19 protein-coding genes and 2 tRNA genes are annotated in these 18,480 nt (G+C 70.6%); 5 read left to right on the top strand and 16 right to left on the bottom strand.

Annotated elements, in window-relative coordinates:
- The first annotated feature begins 43 nt into the window (after window positions 1-43).
- Complete coding sequence (locus ACFQ9V_RS11665; RefSeq protein WP_382459315.1) at window positions 44-514, top strand: GNAT family N-acetyltransferase; 471 nt, start codon at window positions 44-46, stop codon at window positions 512-514.
- The gene (locus tag ACFQ9V_RS11660; RefSeq protein WP_345839219.1) at window positions 514-780 is read left to right on the top strand and encodes a hypothetical protein; all 267 of its coding nucleotides are present in this window, start codon (window positions 514-516) and stop codon (window positions 778-780) included. Before ACFQ9V_RS11665 ends, ACFQ9V_RS11660 begins: the two co-directional genes overlap by 1 nt.
- Before the next feature lie 18 nt (window positions 781-798).
- Here ACFQ9V_RS11660 and ACFQ9V_RS11655 read toward each other — a convergent pair whose 3' ends face one another.
- From ACFQ9V_RS11655 to ACFQ9V_RS11640, 4 genes are all read right to left on the bottom strand, one after another.
- Window positions 799-984: a hypothetical protein gene (locus tag ACFQ9V_RS11655; protein ID WP_382459314.1), complete on the bottom strand. Its 186-nt coding sequence runs from the start codon at window positions 982-984 to the stop codon at window positions 799-801.
- Entirely contained in the window at window positions 981-2,309 is a 1,329-nt protein-coding gene (locus ACFQ9V_RS11650) for an MFS transporter (RefSeq protein WP_382459313.1), read from the bottom strand. The genes ACFQ9V_RS11655 and ACFQ9V_RS11650 overlap by 4 nt, the downstream gene beginning before the upstream one ends.
- Entirely contained in the window at window positions 2,306-2,962 is a 657-nt protein-coding gene (locus tag ACFQ9V_RS11645; RefSeq protein ID WP_382459312.1) for an ArsR/SmtB family transcription factor, read from the bottom strand. The genes ACFQ9V_RS11650 and ACFQ9V_RS11645 overlap by 4 nt, the downstream gene beginning before the upstream one ends.
- A 100-nt stretch (window positions 2,963-3,062) precedes the next feature.
- Window positions 3,063-3,866, bottom strand: coding sequence for a methyltransferase domain-containing protein (locus tag ACFQ9V_RS11640; protein ID WP_382459311.1), 804 nt, complete (start codon window positions 3,864-3,866; stop codon window positions 3,063-3,065).
- A gap of 76 nt (window positions 3,867-3,942) precedes the next feature.
- Here ACFQ9V_RS11640 and ACFQ9V_RS11635 point away from each other — a divergent pair, with 76 nt between their 5' ends.
- On the top strand, window positions 3,943-5,982 hold the full coding sequence (locus tag ACFQ9V_RS11635; protein ID WP_382459310.1) for a M3 family metallopeptidase: 2,040 nt from the start codon (window positions 3,943-3,945) through the stop codon (window positions 5,980-5,982).
- Window positions 5,983-6,060: 78 nt separating this feature from the next.
- Window positions 6,061-7,368 (top strand): ion channel protein, encoded by a 1,308-nt coding sequence (locus tag ACFQ9V_RS11630; protein ID WP_382459309.1) that lies wholly within the window; start codon window positions 6,061-6,063, stop codon window positions 7,366-7,368.
- On the opposite strand, the gene clpX is transcribed toward ACFQ9V_RS11630, so the two are convergent.
- The 6 genes from clpX to ACFQ9V_RS11600 form a co-directional block, all read right to left on the bottom strand.
- On the bottom strand, window positions 7,325-8,599 hold the full coding sequence (gene clpX, locus ACFQ9V_RS11625) for an ATP-dependent Clp protease ATP-binding subunit ClpX (protein WP_382459308.1): 1,275 nt from the start codon (window positions 8,597-8,599) through the stop codon (window positions 7,325-7,327). The two genes, ACFQ9V_RS11630 and clpX, sit on opposite strands and share 44 nt — an antisense overlap.
- Window positions 8,600-8,774: 175 nt before the next feature.
- Entirely contained in the window at window positions 8,775-9,434 is a 660-nt protein-coding gene (locus ACFQ9V_RS11620; RefSeq protein WP_370053042.1) for an ATP-dependent Clp protease proteolytic subunit, read from the bottom strand.
- 30 nt (window positions 9,435-9,464) lie between these two features.
- Complete coding sequence (locus ACFQ9V_RS11615) at window positions 9,465-10,058, bottom strand: ATP-dependent Clp protease proteolytic subunit (protein ID WP_382459307.1); 594 nt, start codon at window positions 10,056-10,058, stop codon at window positions 9,465-9,467.
- Window positions 10,059-10,171: 113 nt separating this feature from the next.
- On the bottom strand, window positions 10,172-10,657 hold the full coding sequence (locus tag ACFQ9V_RS11610) for a tetratricopeptide repeat protein (protein WP_382459306.1): 486 nt from the start codon (window positions 10,655-10,657) through the stop codon (window positions 10,172-10,174).
- Between the two features lie 145 nt (window positions 10,658-10,802).
- Window positions 10,803-12,191 carry a trigger factor gene (gene tig / locus ACFQ9V_RS11605; RefSeq protein WP_382459305.1) on the bottom strand — a complete coding sequence of 463 codons (1,389 nt, stop codon included), beginning with the start codon at window positions 12,189-12,191 and terminating at the stop codon, window positions 10,803-10,805.
- Window positions 12,192-12,251: 60 nt separating this feature from the next.
- Window positions 12,252-12,326 (bottom strand) — tRNA-Pro (locus ACFQ9V_RS11600).
- Between the two features lie 100 nt (window positions 12,327-12,426).
- Here ACFQ9V_RS11600 and ACFQ9V_RS11595 point away from each other — a divergent pair.
- Window positions 12,427-12,497 (top strand) — tRNA-Gly (locus ACFQ9V_RS11595).
- 81 nt (window positions 12,498-12,578) lie between these two features.
- Here the strand turns inward: ACFQ9V_RS11595 and ACFQ9V_RS11590 are convergent.
- The 6 genes from ACFQ9V_RS11590 to ACFQ9V_RS11565 form a co-directional block, all read right to left on the bottom strand.
- A complete protein-coding gene (locus ACFQ9V_RS11590) occupies window positions 12,579-13,235 on the bottom strand; it encodes a response regulator (RefSeq protein ID WP_382459304.1) in 657 nt (218 codons plus the stop codon).
- Between the two features lie 86 nt (window positions 13,236-13,321).
- On the bottom strand, window positions 13,322-14,746 hold the full coding sequence (locus ACFQ9V_RS11585) for a sensor histidine kinase (protein ID WP_382459303.1): 1,425 nt from the start codon (window positions 14,744-14,746) through the stop codon (window positions 13,322-13,324).
- Window positions 14,747-14,894: 148 nt separating this feature from the next.
- The gene (locus tag ACFQ9V_RS11580; RefSeq protein WP_382459302.1) at window positions 14,895-16,340 is read right to left on the bottom strand and encodes an amidohydrolase; all 1,446 of its coding nucleotides are present in this window, start codon (window positions 16,338-16,340) and stop codon (window positions 14,895-14,897) included.
- Window positions 16,337-16,975: an FMN-binding negative transcriptional regulator gene (locus tag ACFQ9V_RS11575; RefSeq protein ID WP_382459301.1), complete on the bottom strand. Its 639-nt coding sequence runs from the start codon at window positions 16,973-16,975 to the stop codon at window positions 16,337-16,339. The genes ACFQ9V_RS11580 and ACFQ9V_RS11575 overlap by 4 nt, the downstream gene beginning before the upstream one ends.
- Window positions 16,976-16,986: 11 nt before the next feature.
- A complete protein-coding gene (locus tag ACFQ9V_RS11570) occupies window positions 16,987-17,961 on the bottom strand; it encodes an Fpg/Nei family DNA glycosylase (RefSeq protein ID WP_382459300.1) in 975 nt (324 codons plus the stop codon).
- Window positions 17,961-18,449 (bottom strand): ribose-5-phosphate isomerase, encoded by a 489-nt coding sequence (locus ACFQ9V_RS11565; protein WP_382459299.1) that lies wholly within the window; start codon window positions 18,447-18,449, stop codon window positions 17,961-17,963. Before ACFQ9V_RS11565 ends, ACFQ9V_RS11570 begins: the two co-directional genes overlap by 1 nt.
- Window positions 18,450-18,480: the final 31 nt, after the last annotated feature.

Raw genomic sequence — 18,480 nt, 5'->3', positions numbered from 1 at the left:
TCCCGGACTCTCGAGCCGGGGAGCAAGGCGAACGGAGGGGCTGATGTCGACGGTAGTTCGGCCGGTCAAGGATGGCGACTTCTTCGCCTGGTTGGACCTGTACGCGAAGTACGCGGAGTTCTACGACACCGAGCTGACCGACCAGAGGGCTCTCGTCCTGTGGTCCTGGCTCAGCGACCCCGACCACGAGGAGCAGGGCTTGGTGGCCGTGGACGGCGACCGCATCGTCGGCCTCGCCAACGTGCGCGAGTTCGCCCGGCCGCTGGAAGGCGACCGCGGGCTCTTCCTCGACGACCTCTACGTGCTGGAGGACGAGCGCAGCAAGGGCGTCGGCCACCAGCTCATCGCGGCCGTACGCGCCCTCGCGGAGGAGCGCCGCCTCGGCGTCGTTCAGTGGATCACCGCGACGGACAACGCCGACGCCCAGCGCGTCTACGACTCCGTCGCGAGCAAGACCGCGTGGGTCACCTACGAGATCGACCTCGCCGCCGCCCAGAACGCCGAGACCGCCTGATGCAGCTCGGAACCCGCTGGGCCGTGGGCGAGACCCCGCCCGCGAACCTCCCCGAAGTCGTGACCTACGCCGTCTCCACCGTCGAGGAGGAGCTGGCCGCCACCGACATCGAGACCGCGGGCTGGCGCTGGACGCTGACCTGGCTGGAGGGCAACCCGGTCGTCGAGCTCGACGACGGCACGATCATCCGCTACAACGCGCACGAGGACTCGGCCACGATCACGCAGGTGGTCGAGACCGAGCCCTCGGACTACGACGAGGCGTAGCGGGTCAGCGACAGCGGGTCAGCGCGGGAGCTGCGGCAGCGTGCGCGCGGCCCGGTCGCGGGTCTGCTCGACGGTCGCGACGAGCTCGGCGTGACGATGGTGACGGGCCGGCTGGCGCATCCCCCACGCGGTGAGGGCCCGACCGAGCCGGAGTGCTGCGCGGTGGCTGAACGGCCGGTGCACGGGCAGGGCGATGGCGGTCATGATGCGGTTCCTTCCGGGATGGTTTGAACTTCTGGTGTTGAGGTCTCTGCTGTCGAGGTCTCTGCTGTCGAGGTCTCTGCTGTTGAGGTCACAGCCGACTGGCCGTAGCGGCCGGCGCTGAGCAGGAGGCGCGTGGCGATCAGGGCGAGCACCACCACGACCACGCCGCCGATGAGGAACGGCAGACGGAGGTCGATCCGGGCGACGAAGCCGCCGAGCACCGTGGCGATCGGCGTCAGTCCCCAGCCGATGGTGCGGACGATCCCCATCGCCCGACCGAGGATGGCGCCGGGCACGATCGCCTGCCGCAGCGCGCCCCACGGGACGTTCCACACCGCGACGCCGAAGGCGCCGAGCGCGTAGGCGAGGATGCCGGCCACCATGTTGCCGGTGAGCCCGACGCCGAGGAGGCCGAGGCCGCCGAGCAGCATTGCGACGTACATCACGCGGCCACGGCCGAACCGGGTCACGAACCCGCTGGCGCTCAGCGCGCCGACGAGCGCACCGGCGCCGACCACCGCGGTGACGACGCCGACCATCGAGGGCGGCAGCGAGTAGGTCTGCAGGAGCAGCAGCACGACGCTGCCCTGCGCGAACGCCAGCGCGGAGGCGGTGATCGAGGTGAGCACGATCATCTTGCGCAGGAAGCGGTCGTCCCAGAGGAAGCGGACGACGGCGCCCATCCGCGGGCGAGGGGCGGCCTCCCCGCCCTCCCCGCCGAGCATGTGCGCACGCGCCGCCGCCACCGGGATGGTGAGGACGAGCAGCACGGAGACGAGGAAGCCGGCGCCGGTCAGCCAGAGCGGCAGCGCGATGGCGGCGGCGAACAGGAAGCCGGCGATCGGCGTGGCGATGAAGTTCTGCACCACGATCTCGGCGGACTGCATCCGCCCGTTCGCGCGGTCGAGCTGATCGCGGGTCACCAGGCTCGGCGTGACCGTGGTGGTCGCGTTGTCGAACACCGTCTCGCCGAGCCCGAAGGCCAGCACGCAGGCGTACAGGCTCCAGATGGTCAGCGCGTCCGTCGCGATGAGCAGCGCCACGACGGCGGCCACGGCGAAGCGAATGCCGTTGGCGACGGCCATCGCCGCCCGGCGGTCCACGCGGTCGAGCAGCATCCCGGCCGGGATGCCGAACAGCAGCCAGGGCAGGAAGGTCACGGCGGTCAGCCCGGCGATGAGCGCGGGGTCGTGGGTCAGCGTGGTGGCGATCAGCGGGACCGCGGTGCGGCCGATGCCGTCGGCGAGGTTGCTCGCGATGGCGGCGCTCCAGAGGCGGCCGAAGCCGTGCCCGAGGCGCGACTTCGCCGTCGTCGGGGAGGTCATGGCCGGACCTCCGTTGTGCTCTCCGCCCGGTGCTCCTGCTCGACCAGCGGGAACGCGTTGAACTGCGCCTGGATGCGCTTGCGCTCGCCGGTCGGCTCGGTCTTCCACTTCTCCTTGAGGCGGTTGAGCAGCTTGTAGTACTCGGTGCCGAACTCGGCGAGCTGCTCGCGGGTGACCTCCAGGTGCGACGTCGACAGGGCGGCGGCCTCCACCCACTCCGTCCCGAACGTGTCGATTCCGCGGCGGAGGTACGCGTTGAGCCGGCGCTCGTTGTTCTGCGCCCAGCTCAGCGAGATCTGCTCGGTGACCTCGCGGCCGGCCGGCGTCTCCAGCGTCTCCGGGCCGCCGATGGTGACGCCGCCCGGCGCCATCCGCCACCAGCGCTCACGGCCGCTGCCGCGCTCGGTGTCCTCGACGAGGATGCCGTGCTTGGCGAGCTGCCGGAGGTGGTAGCTGGTGGCCCCGCTCGACTCCCCCAGCCGTTCCGCCAGCATGGAGGCCGTGGCCGGGCCGAAGTCGGACAGCTCGTTCATGATCTCGACGCGCAGCGGGTGCGCGAGCGCCCGCAGTGCGGGCATGCCGAGGGACTCGAAGTGCGGCTCGTACTCGTCGGCCGCGTTCGGGTTCTCGGCGGTGGGGTCATCGGTGGACATGAGTCCAGAGTAGCCATGCAAAGAGTTCTTTGCAAGCACTTCTTTGCAATTGCTTGTTTGCAATCGACTCTTTGCAAGAGAGTCTTCGCAAGCGCCCCGCTCAGCCGCGCGCGATGATCTCCCCGTGCGGCATCCCGTACCAGCCCGACGCGTCGGCGGCCCACTCCAGCCAGGCCCGGGAGACCGTGTCGAGCGTGTCCGCCCCCACGCCCGCCTCCCGCGCCTGCGCGCCCCAGTCGGACTCCGTCACCCGCTCGCTCCAGAGCCCGCCCCACCAGCGCCGCTCCTCGTCGGACGCGAAGCACCACACCGACGCGGAGCTCGTCACATCCGCGAAGCCCGCGTCGAGCGCCCAGGTGCGCAGGAACCGGCCGGCGAAGGGCTCGCCGCCGTTGCCGCGCTGCACGGCCTGGGTGATCCGCATCCACTCGGCCAGGCCGGGGAGCAGCGGCGCCCACATGGTGCCGCCCCAGTCCACGTCGCGCGCGACGACGAAGCCGCCGGGGCGCACGACCCGGCGGAACTCCCGCAGCGCCGCCATCGGGTCCGACAGATGCTGGAGAACCTGATGCGCGTGGACCACGTCGAAGGAGTCGTCGGGGAAGTCGAGCGCGTACGCGTCGCCCACCGCGAACGACACTCCCGCCGCACCGCGCCGGGACGCGGCCTCGGTCGCGTGCTCGACGATGTCGGCACTCCGGTCGACGCCGATCACCGTGCCGGGCGCCACCCGCGCGGCGATGTCGAACGTGAGGGTGCCCGGGCCGCTTCCGACGTCGAGCACGGTCATCCCCGGCCGGAGGAGGCCGGCGAAATAGGCGCCGGAGTTGGCCAGATTCCGCCACTCGTGGGATCGGAGGACGCTCTCGTGATGACCGTGCATGTAGCGATCGACAATCTTCATGCTGCAATCCTAGGTTCGGCCCCGACCGCCGCCGCGGCGCGCTGGATGAATATTTCGGTGCCCCTAGGCTGAGGGCATGGCCGACTCCTCGAACCCTTTCCTCTCGCCCAGCCCGCTCCCCTACCAGCTCCCGCCGTTCGCCGACATCCGCGACGAGCACTACCGTCCCGCCTTCGAGCAGGGCTTCGCGGAGCAGCTGGCCGAGGTCGAGGCGATCGAGTCCTCCCCGGACGAGCCGACCTTCGAGAACACGATGCTCGCGCTGGAGCGCTCCGGGCAGGTGCTGCAGCGCGTCGCCGAGGTGTTCTTCAACAAGAGCTCGTCCGACAGCACCGACTTCACCAACGCGCTGGAGGAGGAGATCGCTCCCCTGCTCTCCGCGCACCAGGACGCCATCCGGCTGAACCCCGCGCTCTACGCGCGCCTCCAGTCGCTGCACGAGCGGCGCCACGACCTCGGGCTCGACCCGGAGGGCGTGTACCTGATCGAGCGCTACTTCACCGAGTTCACCCTCGCCGGCGCCGGGCTCGACGACGAGCAGAAGGAGCGCCTGCGGGACTACAACCAGCGCCTCTCCACGCTCACGACGCGTTTCGAGAAGAACCTGCTCGCCGACACCAACGACCTCGCCGTCGTGTTCGACTCGGCCGAGGAGCTGGACGGCCTGGGCGAGGGTGAGCTCTCGGCCGCGGCCGAGGCAGCACGCGAGCGCGGGCTGGACGGCAAGTACGTCGTGAGCCTCGTGCTGCCGACCGGCCACCCGTGGCTCGCGAGCCTCACCGACCGCCGCTCCCGCGAGCGGATCATGGCGGCCTCCCGCTCCCGCGGCATCCGCGGCGGCGAGCACGACAACCGCGACCTGGTGCTGGAGATCACGCGCCTGCGCGCCGAGCGGGCCCGCCTGCTCGGCTTCGACACGCACGCCGCCTTCGTCACGGCGGACGAGACGGCGCGGACCCCGCAGGCCGTCGCCGACATGCTCGGCCGGCTCGCGCCTCCCGCCGCCCGCAACGCGCGCACCGAGCAGGCCGACCTCCAGCAGCAGCTCGATTCGGGAGAGACCGTCGAGAGCTGGGACTGGGCCACGCTCACGGACAGCGTCCGCCAGGCGACATACGACGTCGACTTCGCCGCGATGCGGCCGTACTTCGAGGCGGAGCGCGTGCTGCGCGACGGCGTCTTCTTCGCCGCCACCAGCCTGTACGGCATCACTTTCGAGGAGCGGCCCGACCTGGTCGCCTATCACCCGGACGCGCGCGTCTTCGAGGTGCGCAACGAGGACGGCTCCGGGCTCGGCCTGTACCTCCTCGACCTCTACACGCGCGACTCCAAGCGCGGCGGCGCCTGGATGAACCCGCTGATCTCGCAGTCCGAGCTGCTCGGCTACCCGACCGTCGTGGTCAACAACCTCAACGTGCCGAAGCCGGCCGCCGGCGAGCCGACCCTGCTCACCTACGACGAGACCAACACGCTGTTCCACGAGTTCGGCCACGCCCTCCACGGCCTGTTCGCGCGCGTGACCTACCCCAAGTTCGCCGGCACCAACGTCTTCCGCGACTTCGTCGAGTTCCCGAGCCAGGTGAACGAGATGTGGATGCTGTGGCCGGAGATCGTCACGAACTACGCGGTGCACCACGAGACCGGCGAGCGGATGCCGCAGGAGCTCATCGACCGGCTGCACGCCTCCGAGTCGTTCAACGAGGGCTTCGCGACGAGCGAGTACCTGGCCGCCGCCCTGCTCGACCAGGCCTGGCACGCCATCACCGCCGACGACACGGTGACCGACGTCGCCGCGTTCGAGGCGGCGGCCCTCGCGGCGGTCGGACTCGACAACCCGGCCGTGCCGCCGCGGTACGCGAGCACCTACTTCGCGCACACGTTCTCCGGCGGCTACGACGCGGGCTACTACTCGTACATCTGGAGCGAGGTGCTCGACGCCGACACGGTGGAGTGGTTCAAGGAGAACGGCGGCCTCCGCCGCGAGAACGGCGACCGGTTCCGCGGCCGCCTGCTCGGCGTCGGAGGCTCGAAGGACCCGCTGGAGGCGTACCGTGACTTCCGCGGCCGTGACGCCGTGATCGAACCGCTGCTGAAGCGCCGCGGCCTCGACGGCTGAGCCGCCGGGCCACGATCTGCACCTAGCCCCCTTCCCGCGCCGCCCTCTAACCTGAGCGCAACGCGAGAAGGGGGCAGTATGACCTCGACGGCACCGGAACCGGAGTTGGCCGCGCCGAGTGTGCGGTCGCTGCTCCTGCTGTCCATACCCGCGGTTGTCATCGGCGTGATCAGCGCGCTCACGCTCTGGGCGGTCGACGAGCTGGCCGCCGTCATCGACGACGGCGTCTGGACCTCGCTCCCCCACACGCTCGGGATCGACCCGTCGTCGGGATGGTGGATCTTCCTGATCCTCACCGTCACAGGCCTCGCGGTCGGGCTGACCGTCTGGCTCGTCCCCGGCCACGCCGGGCCGGACTCCGCGACGACCGACCTGGTCTCCACCCCGCTGAAGGTCGGCGCCGTGCCGTCGCTCGCTCTGGCGGCGGTGCTCGGCCTGGCCGGCGGCGTGAGCCTCGGGCCCGAGAACCCGATCATCGCCATCAACGTCAGCCTCCTGGTCGCGCTGGTCGGCCGGTTGTGGAAGGCCGTCCCCTCACGCGTGGTCATGCTGATGGCCGCCGCCGGCACGATCGGAGCGCTCTTCGGCACCCCGGTGGCCGCGGCGCTGGTCTTCACGGGCGTCGTCGCCGCGGTGAAGGGCGGCGGCGCGCTGTGGGACAAGCTCTTCCTGCCGCTCGTCTCGGCTGCTGCCGGCTCGCTGACCATGACGCTGCTCGCGCACCCGCACTTCGGGATCCCGATGCCGGCGTACACGCAGATCACCGGGTGGGATGTGCTGGCCGCCCTCATCATCGGGGTGCTGTCCACCGCGGTCGGCCTGCTCGGCGCCGTGCTGTTCCCGTGGGTCCACCGCGCGTTCCACGCTCTGCGGCACCCGCTGCTCATCACGCTCGCCGGTGGTGTCGTGCTCGGTCTGCTCGGCGCGCTCGGCGGCCCGATCACCCTGTTCAAGGGCCTGGAGCAGATGGGCACGCTCGTCGTGAACCGCGCCGACTATCCGACGGGGCAGCTCGTGCTGATCATCGTGGTCAAGCTGGCGGCGCTGCTCGTGGCGGCCAGCGCGGGCTTCCGCGGCGGCCGCGTGTTCCCCGCCGTGTTCATCGGCGCCGCGATCGGGACCCTCGCCGTCGCCCTGGTGCCGGGGATCCCGCTTCCCGTCGCGGTCGCCGCGGGGGTCTTCGGAATCACTCTCGCGGTCACCCGGGACGGCTGGATCGCCATCTTCATCGGCGTCGCCGTCACTCAGAACCTGCTCGTGCTGCCCATGCTGTCGCTCGCCGTTCTTCCGGCGTGGCTGATGGTGACCAAGGCGCCCGAGTTCCTGATCAAGCCGGCGACGCTTACGCCGACTTCTCCTCGCGCCGCGGGCGGTGCGGGACGATAGTCGGAGCCGCGTTCTCGAGCACGGCCTCCCTGGTGACGACGACCCGGGCGACCTCGGAGCTGGACGGCACCTCGAACATGATCGGGCCGAGCACCTCCTCCATGATCGCGCGGAGGCCGCGGGCGCCGGTCTTGCGGAGCACCGCGAGGTCGGCGATGGACTCCAGGGCGGAGTGCTCGAACTCGAGCTGCACGCCGTCGAGCTCGAACATGCGCTGATACTGCCGCACGAGCGCGTTCTTCGGCACGGTCAGGATCTGCATGAGCGCGTCCTGGTCGAGCGGCGTGACCGTGGTCACGACCGGGAGGCGGCCGATGAACTCGGGGATGAGGCCGAACTTGTGCAGGTCCTCCGGCAGCACCTCGGAGAAGAGGTTGATGTCGTCGCCCTTGGAGTGCAGCGGGGCGCCGAAGCCGATGCCCTTCTTGCCCGCACGCGAGGAGATGATGTCCTCCAGCCCGGCGAAGGCGCCGGCCACGATGAACAGCACGTTCGTCGTGTCGATCTGGATGAACTCCTGGTGCGGGTGCTTGCGGCCGCCCTGCGGCGGGACGGAGGCGACGGTGCCCTCCAGGATCTTGAGCAGCGCCTGCTGCACGCCCTCGCCGGAGACGTCGCGCGTGATCGACGGGTTCTCGGCCTTGCGGGCGATCTTGTCGACCTCGTCGATGTAGATGATGCCGGTCTCGGCGCGCTTGACGTCGTAGTCGGCGGCCTGGATGAGCTTCAGCAGGATGTTCTCGACATCCTCGCCGACGTAGCCGGCCTCCGTCAGTGCCGTGGCGTCGGCGACCGCGAACGGCACGTTGAGGCGGCGCGCGAGCGTCTGGGCCAGGTAGGTCTTGCCGCAGCCGGTGGGGCCGATCAGCAGGATGTTCGACTTGGCGATCTCGACGTCGTCCATCGCGTCGGCGGAGGTGAGGGTCTGCTTGGCCCGCACCCGCTTGTAGTGGTTGTAGACGGCGACGGCCAGGGCGCGCTTCGCCTGCTCCTGGCCGATGACGTACTCCTCGAGGAAGCCGAAGATCTCCTTCGGTTTCGGGAGGTCGAACTCACCCGACGCTTCCTCGCCCGCCTCGGCGAGCCGCTCCTCGATGATCTCGTTGCAGAGCTCGACGCACTCGTCGCAGATGTACACGCCAGGACCGGCGATCAGCTGCTGAACCTGCTTCTGGCTCTTGCCACAGAAGGAACACTTGAGCAGATCGGCGCTCTCCCCGATGCGTGCCATCCGTCTCCCCCTCCTTCTTCGGGTGTCTCCGTCGAGCCTAACCCGAGACGGCGACATTGGGGCGCACCGGAGGCGATTCGACACGCGGGGCCCTTATGCCAGGAGCAGACGCGCTCGCGCCCCGGCACGCGAAGCGCCCCCGTCCGGTCGGACGGGGGCGTTCAGCGACGCGGGGTTACTTGACGAGCGCCGGCAGCGTCTTGCGGCTGGTCAGCACCTGGTCGATGAGGCCGTACTCCAGAGCCTCGTCGGCCGAGAGGATCTTGTCGCGGTCGATGTCCTTGTTGACCTGCGCGACCGAGCGGTTGGAGTGCTTGGCGAGCGTCTCCTCCAGCCAGGTGCGCATGCGCATGATCTCGTTGGCCTGGATCTCGATGTCGGACGCCTGCCCCTGACCGGCCTCGCCCACGGCGGGCTGGTGGATGAGGATGCGCGCGTTCGGCAGCGCCAGGCGCTTGCCCGGGGTGCCGGCGGCGGTCAGGACGGCCGCGGCGGAGGCCGCCTGGCCGAGCACCACGGTCTGGATCTGCGGGCGGATGTACTGCATCGTGTCGTAGATCGCCGTCATGGCCGTGAACGAGCCACCGGGCGAGTTGATGTACATGACGATGTCGCGGTCAGGGTCCTGGCTCTCGAGCACGAGGAGCTGGGCCATGATGTCGTCCGCGGACGCGTCGTCGACCTGCACACCGAGGAAGATGATGCGGTCCTCGAAGAGCTTCGCGTACGGGTCCTGCCGCTTGTAGCCGTAGGCCGTGCGCTCCTCGAACGACGGGAGGATGTAGCGGGCGCCGGGCGCCTGGAGGGCCGACCCGCCGAGCATGGGGGTGTTCATAGTGATGTCCTTAGTCCTTCCGGCGGTCCGCTACTTCGGGTCCTGGTCGGTGCCGCCGCCGCCCGAGACGTCCAGTGCGGACTCCCGGATGTGGTCGACGAAGCCGTAGTCCAGGGCCTCCTGGGCGCTGAACCAGCGGTCGCGGTCGCCGTCGGCGTTGATCTGCTCTGTCGACTTGCCGGTCGCCGCGGCCGTGATCTCGGCCAGGCGCTTCTTCATGTCGAGGATGAGCTGGGCCTGCGTCTGGATGTCGCTGGCCGTGCCGCCGAAGCCGCCGTGCGGCTGGTGCAGCAGCACGCGGGCGTTCGGCGTGATGTACCGCTTGCCCTTGGTGCCCGCCGTCAGCAGCAGCTGACCCATCGAGGCGGCCATGCCGATGCCGACCGTGACGATGTCGTTCGGGACGAACTGCATCGTGTCGTAGATGGCCATGCCCGCGGTGATCGAGCCGCCGGGCGAGTTGATGTAGAGGTAGATGTCGCGCTTGGGGTCCTCTGCGGCAAGGAGCAGCAGCTTCGCGGCGATCTCGTTGGCGTTGTCGTCGCGCACCTCGGAACCGAGCCAGATGATGCGGTCCTTCAGCAGTCTGTCGAAAACATTGGGCTGGATACCCATGTCGGCCATGTTTCGCTCCGTTTCCTTTGTCGCTTGGGATCGAATCTATCGGAGCGCGGGACGCTTTTCCGCGCTGTTCGCCCTGGGCAGAGCGGGTGTCGCGGGGCGCCGGGCTAGGGGGGTCAGTCGTCGTCGAGCGCAGCGGCGTAGGCCTCCACCGCGCGGCCGTACTGCGGCAGGTGCGGAACGAGCGCGCGCAGCGACTCCCGCAGCGCGTCGGCGGGGAGGCCGTCGTCGAACAGGGCCAGCGCGGCGAAGGCGTGGGCGGCGCCGGCGAGCGGATGCTCCGGCTCGGCCTCGAGGAGGTCGCGCAGCAGCGCCAGGGCCTCGCCGGGGCGGCCGAGGTTGCGGAGCGTGCTCGCGAGCTGGACGATCGCCTGCCCGCGTTCCGGCTCGGTCAGCCCGTTCGCGAGGGCGGCTCGGTAGAAGGGCTCGGCCTCCGCCTCCCGGCCGGCGAAGTCGCGTGCGCCGCCCGCCTCGAAGAGTGCGACGGGGTCGCCCTCCGGGCGCTCGGCGACCAGCGCGTCGATCGCGGCGACCGTCGCAGTCTCGCCCGCCTCGTCGGCCGTCGCCCACACCGCGTCCACCCGCTGCCTCCAGTCGTCCATCCCGCCCACGGTACACGGCGCCGTCTACCTGACAGAACACGCCGTTGGCACACGTCCTTCGACGGCGTGTCCTGCCAGATAGATCGTGGCTGACGCGACGAAGGCCGGGCATCCCGTGGGACGCCCGGCCTTCGTGTGGAGGGTGTTACTCGGCCTTCTTCTTGGCGGCGCGCTTCTTCGGCTTCTCGTCGGCGGCCGGCTCATCGGCCGGGGCCTCGGGAGCGGCGTCCTCGTCCGCGGCGTCCTCGTCCTCGTCGCCGGGGAGGGCGACGAACTCGGTGAGGTCGACCTTCTTGCCATTGCTGTCGACGACCTCGGTCTTGCCGAGGATGATCGCGAGCGCCTTGTTGCGGGCGACCTCGCCGACCATCGACGGGATCTGGCCGTTCTCGCTGAGGATCTTGACGAACTCGTTCGGGTCCATGCCGTACTGGGCGGCGCCCTGCACGAGGTACTGGGTGAGCTCGTCCTGGCTGACCTTGACGTCCTCCGCCTGCGCGACCTCGTCGAGGAGGATCTGCGTGCGGAAGGTCTTCTCGCTCGACTCGGTGACCTCAGCGCGGTGCTCGTCGTCCTCGAGACGGTTCTCCTGCTCGAGGTGACGGTGCACCTCGTCCTCGACCAGCGAGGCGGGGACCGGGATCTCGACCAGCTCGAGCAGCTTGTCGACCAGCTGGTCGCGCGCCGCGGTGCCCTGGCCGAACGACTTGGCGCGCTCGACCTGGCCGCGGAGGCTGGTGCGGAGCTCGCCGATGGTGTCGAACTCGCTGGCGATCTGCGCGAAGTCGTCGTCGGCCTCCGGGAGCTCGCGCTCCTTGACGGCGTTGAGGGTGACGGTGATCTGGGCGTTCTCGCCCTCGTGGTCGCCGCCCATGAGCGGGGCCTCGAAGGTGGTGGTCTCGCCGGCGGTCAGCGTGTCGAGCGCCTCGTCGATGCCCTCGATGAGCTCGCCGGAGCCGATCTCGTAGGAGATGTTCGCGGCGGTGTCGACCTCCTCGTCGCCGATGACGGCGGTCAGGTCGATCTGGGCGAAGTCGCCGGACTTGGCCGGGCGGTCGACCGTCACGAGCGTGCCGAAGCGGCTGCGCAGGCGGTCCAGCTCCTCCTCGACGTCGTCGACGGACACCTCGGCGGCGTCGACGGTGAGGGTGATGTCGCCGAAGTCGGGAAGGGTGACCTCCGGGCGGGTGTCGACCTCGATGGTGAGCAGAAGGTCACCCGAGAAATCGCTCTCGCTGGGCCACTCGGTGATGTCGGCCTGCGGCCGGCCGAGCGGACGCACGTCGTTCTCCTCGACCGCCTGGCGGTAGAAGGTGTCGAGGCCTTCGTTGACCGCGTGCTCGAGCACGGCGGCCTTGCCGACCCGCTGGTCGATGATGGGCGGCGGCACCTTGCCCTTGCGGAAACCGGGGATGCTCACCTGCTCCGCGATGTGCTCGTAGGCGTGCTTGATGGACGGCTGCAGTTCCTCCGGCGTCACCGAGATGATGAGCTTGGTGCGCGTGGGGCTGAGCTTCTCGACCGTGGTCTTCACGATGTCTGGGTTCTCCTGAGTGTTCGAACGATGGTCTACTCGCAAGGAACGAGGTCCTCGTCGGGGCGACAGGATTCGAACCTGCGACCTCCCGCTCCCAAAGCGGGCGCTCTAGCCAAGCTGAGCTACGCCCCGGCTTCAAGCGGTGCGAAAGACCGTGCGCCAGTCTACTGCACGCGGGCAACTCCCCGCGTGTACTACGATGGTCGTCGGCCATCCGCAGAGGACGGCCTTCGGGGATGTAGCTCAATGGTAGAGCCTCAGTCTTCCAAACTGATTACGCGGGTTCGATTCCCGTCATCCCCTCGTTTACTAACGCCGAAGGGCACGTAAACGCCCCTAAACGTACGTTTTAGGGGCGTTTACGTGCCCTTCGATCGTTGTGGGTCAACGTTGGAGGTACGCCAGCACCGCCAGTACCCGGCGGTGGTCGTCGCCCGAGTCCTCCAGCCCCAGCTTCTGGAAGATCGACGTCACGTTCTTCTCGACCGCGCCCACGCCGATGACCAGGCGCGCCGCGATCGCGGCGTTGGTGCGGCCCTCGGCCATCAGCGTCAGCACGTCGCGCTCGCGCGGCGTGAGCGCCGCCAGCGGGTCGGTGCGGCGGACGAGCAGCTCGCGGACGACCTCCGGGTCGAGGACGGTGCCGCCCGCGGCGATGCGGGTGACGGCGTCGCGCAGCTCGTCCAGGGAGGCTATGCGGTCCTTCAGGAGGTAGCCGGTGCCGCCGCGGCCGCTGGCCAGCAGCTCCTGGGCGTAGGTGCCCTCCACGTACTGGCTGAGCAGGAGGACGCCGACCGAGGGGAACGACTCGCGCAGCGAGAGAGCGGCGCGGACGCCCTCGTCGCGGAAGGTCGGCGGCATCCGGACGTCGAGCACCGCCACATCGGGCGCCGACGACGGGAGGGACGCGAGCAGCGAGTCCGCGTCCCCGAAGGCGCCGACGGTCTCGAAGCCTGCCTCGTCGAACAGGCGCACCAGGCCCTCGCGGAGAAGGACGGAGTCGTCCGCGACGACGAGGCGGAGGGGGCCGGGAGCACGCACCCCTCCACCCTAGGGCCCGCCGCATTCGTGCCGAATGTCGCGAATGCGGCGGCGAATCAGGAGATTCGTGCGGAATGTGGCGGCGACTACGTCAGCGGGAGGCGGGCGCCGATCACCGAGGGGCCGCCCTCGGGGCTGTCGATCAGGAACTCACCGCGGAGGCCGTGCACCCGCTCAGCCAGCCCGCTCAGCCCGTGCCCCGGCACGATCGCCGCGCCGCCGTGGCCGTTGTCGGTGAGCCAGACCGACAGCCACGGCCGGCCCGAGGTGTCGAGCGTCCGTTCCAGCACCAGCCGGCCGGCGGTCGCGCCGGAGTGCTTGGCGAGGTTCGCGGACAGCTCCGCCAGGACGTAGTAGGCGTTCCGCTCGACCTCCGGGCTGAACCGTTCCCCCGCGCTCAGCGACGACTCCACGGTCAGCGGCACGGTGCCGCGGGCGGCGAGCGAGTCGACCGCCGCGCCGAGGCCGCGGTCCTGGAGGATCGGCGGGGCGAAGCCGCGGGACAGCGCGCGCAGCTCTTCCAGGGTGTCTCCGGCCTGCTTGCGCGCCTCGCGGAGCAGCGACGCAGCGGCCTCCGGGTCGTCGGACAGCTTGCGCTCAGCGGCCGCGATGTCCATCTGCAGCCGGATGAGCCGCTGCTGCGGACCGTCGTGGAGGTCGCGCTCCAGGCGGCGCAGCGACTGGTCCTCCGCCGCGACGGCGGCGCCGCGCTGGGCGGACAGGTCCGCGACCTCGCGTTGCAGGGCCTCCGACGGCCAGGCGCCGAGCAGGCCGCGGGCCACGGCGTGGTGCAGCAGGGTGAGACCGCGGGTGACGAAGGGCAGGGTCACGGCGAACAGGATGCCGGTGATCAGGTACAGGATGCGGTCCCCCGCCACCGGGTCGAACGTCGAGTGGATGCCGAAGACCGCGTCCACCACCACGCGGGACAGGAAGAACTCGCGGTTCCCGTGCGGGATGAAGCCGAGCCAGAGCCAGCCGGTCAGGCCGCCCAGCGCGACGGACGTCCACGCGATCGTGATGCTCCAGCTCACGACGCTGACGATCGGGTTGATGATCATCCCGTGCAGCAGGTACAGCCAGTAGTGGCCGTTCGCCCACGGACCGAAGAGGATGCGCCAGAACGTGCGCGGCTTGTCGGCGGGCTCCCACACCGGCCGCGGGACGGCCGGCCTCCCGGCCCAGTCCAGGCGCGTCAGCTCGACGACACCGAACGCGCGCGCCGTGTAGAAGGTCGCGGCGACGATGAAGAAGCCCACGTAGATGACGATGGTGCCGAGGCCGGTCCAGAACAGCGACGCCAGCACGGAGAGGCCGATGATCGCGATCGGCATGGTGAGCAGCAGGAAGCCGAGCTCGCGCGGGACCCCGCGCCACAGCGAGCCGTAGCCGGTGCGGCCGACGGCGGTCGGGGCGGCGGAGGAGGCGGTCACGGCATCCAGCCTGGCAGACGCGGCGGCCGCGCCGGGGACGTCGCCCGCGGGCAGCGGGACGGTGCTCTGTTCGTTCATGCCTCCAGCCTCGCGAAGCGGCGGGCGCGGCCCCATCCCGCAACCCTCCCGAACCGTCCGGGGGTTATCCCCCTGGAGCGGCTGCCGAAGGGCACGTAAACGCCCCTAAACCGGCGTTTTAGGGGCGTTTACGTGCCCCTCGGCGGTGTCAGAGGGTGGTGTGGGTGAGGCGGCCGGCGAGGAGGGTGGCGGAGACGCGCATGCCGCGCAGCTCGTCGGGGGACGCGGTGAGCGGGTCGCGCTCCACGACGGCGAGGTCGGCGGGCTCGCCCACGGCGACGCGCGTCCTGGTCGACGCAGCCAGCGCGGCGGCCGCCGGGATGCGCTGCTCGGGATGCCACGGCTCGCGGCCGTCGCGGGTGCGCCCGACCGCCGAGGCGATCGCGGCCCACGGGTCGAGCGGCGCGACCGGGGCGTCCGATCCGAACGCCAGCCGGGCGCCGGAGGCGAGCAGCGCCGCGACCGGGAAGGCGTCGGCGGTGCGGCCGGCCCAGAGCCGGTCGGCCACGTCGCGGTCGTCCATCGCGTGCTCGGGCTGGACGCTGGCGGTGACCCCGAGCGCGGCGAAGCGCGGGATGTCGGCCGGGTCGATGAGCTGCGCGTGCTCGATGCGGCCTCCCGCGCCCAGCGCCTCGAACGCGTCGAGCGCGAGCCGGTTCGCCTCGTCGCCGATCGCGTGCACCGCGGGCTCGATGCCGCCCGCGACCGCGAACCGGAGGTCCGCCAGCAGCTCGGCGGGCGTCAGGTTGGCGACGCCGTGGCCGCCGTCCGGGTACGGGTGAAGGCACAGCGCGGTGCGGGTGTTCAGCGAGCCGTCGGAGATGACCTTGAACGGACCCATCGTGAGGAGGCCGCCTGTGCCGTCCACCGCAGCGCCGGTGCGCAGGCGGAGGTCCACCGCGTCCGCGATCCGGTCGCGGTAGACGCCGAACTCGACGCGCAGGGAGCGCGCGCCGGCGGCGATGCGGCGGGTCCAGACCTCCAGGTTCCAGCCGTACTCCAGGTCGACGATCCCGACCACGCCGCGCTCCGAGGCGGACTCAGCCGCCTCCGCAGCCCACCGATCGAGCGTCACGGCGTCGGAGGGGGTCAGCCGGCTGGTGAGGGCGAAGCTCTCGTCCTCGCGCAGCAGCGCACCCTCCGCGCCCGGCGCGAACCGCTCGAAAGCCGCGGTGTTCAGCCACGAGCAATGCAGATCGCCCGCGATCAGCACCACGGGCCTCTCCCCCGCCGCGGCGTCGAGCAGCTCACGGGTCGGGAGGTCCGGCCAGAGCGCGTCGTGGAAGCCGAAGCCGACGATCACGTCCGCGCCCGGATCCGACTCAGCGCGCGCTCGCACGAGCGACGCCGCCTCCGCCGCCGACGCCGCCCGCGACACGTCCAGGCGGCGCGCGGTCTGCGCCCACTGCGTGAAGTGCACGTGCTGGTCCCAGAGCCCCGGGATGAGCCAGCGCCCGTCGAGCCGGATGCGATCCCGGCCGCGCTCAGCGGGGAGCCCGGCCGGGGCGATCCCCGCGATCGACCCGTCGCGGACGGTCACATCGACCAGCTCACCCGACCCGGGCAGCCGAGCGTCCGCCAGGACGAACGTCATCGCGCCGCGCGGCGGCGGTCGTGCACCAGCCGCATCTCGCGCAGCAGCGTCGGGCTCGCGTACGGCGAGCTGCCGCCGAGCTCGGTCATGATCGAGTCCACGATGTGGTCGGGACGGTTCTGGCTCATCTTCTGCTTCGCGACGATCCTCGTCGGCGTCAGCCGCACGCCGACCGTGCCGGAGGAGATGCGCTCGGCGTAGCGCTCGTCCTCCAGCGTCCCGCGCATCTGCCGCGGCTCCGGCAGCGCGCGCTCGAAGTGGTCGACCAGCTTCTCCAGGACCTGGAGGTTCTCCTCCAGGCTGAGCAGCTCGGGCACGCCCGAGAGGTGGACTGCGACGAAGTTCCAGGTCGGCACGGCCGGGTCGGCGTCGTACCAGGACGACGAGATGTAGCCGTGCGGACCCTGGAAGATCACCAGCAGCTCGTGCTCGCCCAGCTCGTGGAGCTGCTCGTCGGGCCGGCCGACGTGGCTCACGATGCTGAGCTCCTCGCGGGTGTCGTCGAGGATGACCGGGTAGTGCGAGGCGACCAGCCCGGTGGAGGCGTTGCTCACGAAGGTGCCCCACGGGTTCTCGCGGATGATCCGCTCGATCTCGGCCCGCTCGGTGAGGGTGAAGCTGGGGTTCTGACGCACGGGGCGCTCCTTTACTTCTGATCCTTCGGGCACCAGTACAGCTTGCGGCCGCCCAGCTCCTCCAGCACGATGTGCGTTCCGCAGACCCGGCACGGCAGGCCCTCGCGCTTGTAGACCCAGTGCCGGTCCTCGCGCTTGGCCATCGCCTTGCGGTACGACTCCTCGTCGAGGTCGTCCATCGTCATCATCTGGCCGGTCTCGACGCCGATCTTCAGCAGGTGCACCCAGTCGCGCCACAGCTCCCGGACGGTGTCCTCCGGGACGAGCTTGCCCGGCGTGTGCGGGTTCTGCCGCGCCCGGAAGAGCAGTTCGGCGCGGTAGACGTTGCCGATGCCGCTGACGACGCTCTGGTCCATGAGCAGCAGGGCGATGGCGGTCGGCTTCTTGCGGACCTTCGCGACGAAGGCCTCCTCGGCCTCGGGGCCGCTGTCCACCTGCGGGTCGGGGCCGAGCTTGGCGATCACGGCGTCCACCTCGGCGGGGTCGAGCACCTCGCAGGCGGTCGGGCCGCGGAGGTCGGCCACTGCGGTGTCGGTGAGCAGGCGCACCCGCACCTGGCCCATCGGCTCCGGCGGGAAGACGTCGATGTCGGCCTCCACCTTCTCCGACTCCGACATCCGCAGCCGGGTGCGGCGGGGAGCGCCGATGGAGTGCAGGGAGTTCTCGCCCGCCTCGTCCAGCACCATGCCCGTCTGGTTGGTCTGGCCCATCCGCCCGTTGGCGCTCGCGATCGTCGGGTCGATGCTGATGTCGCCCGCGAAGTCCCAGGCGCCGTAGATGCCGAGGTGGATGCGCAGCCAGAGCTCGTTGTCGAACTCCAGGAACATCTGCTTGCCGACCGCCTTCGCGGCGATCAGCGTGTGCCCGTCGATGCGCTGCGCGTCGTCGGCGAAGCGGCCCTGCGGGGAGGACACCGCGACCCGGTGGCCTACGAAGTTGACCGCGAACTGCTTCGCGATCCGGTGGACGGAGTGGCCCTCGGGCATCAGCGGTCCACGTTCTTGCCCGCGATGTCGCCGGTGGCCTCGTACTCCGCGAGCTGCGCGATCCGGCGCACGTGGCGCTCCTCCAGCGAGAACGGCGTGGCGATGAAGACGTCGATGAAGCGGGTGGCCTCCTCGACGGTGTGCTGGCGCGCGCCGATCGAGATGACGTTGGCGTCGTTGTGCTGGCGGGCCAGCTCGGCGGTGCTCTCGTTCCAGACCAGGGCGGCGCGCACGCCGAGCACCTTGTTGGCCGCGATCTGCTCGCCGTTGCCCGAGCCGCCGAAGACCACGCCCAGGGCCTCGACGCCGGCCTGCTGGTCGCGCACGACTCCCGTGGCCGCGTTGATGCAGAACGCCGGGTAGTCGTCGATCGGGTCGTACTCGGCCGGACCGTGGTCGACGACCTCGTGGCCGGCCTCGGCGAGGTGCGCCTGGAGGTGCTGGCTGAACTCGAGACCGGCGTGATCGGTGGCGATGTGGATGCGCATGCGAACAGTCTAGGGAAGGCCGCCGACGCCG

Source organism: Leifsonia sp. NPDC056665 (assembly GCF_042791795.1).
Lineage (GTDB): Bacteria > Actinomycetota > Actinomycetes > Actinomycetales > Microbacteriaceae > Leifsonia.
Note: the sequence above shows the minus strand (reverse complement) of the source record. Positions and strands in the feature narration are given on the sequence as shown.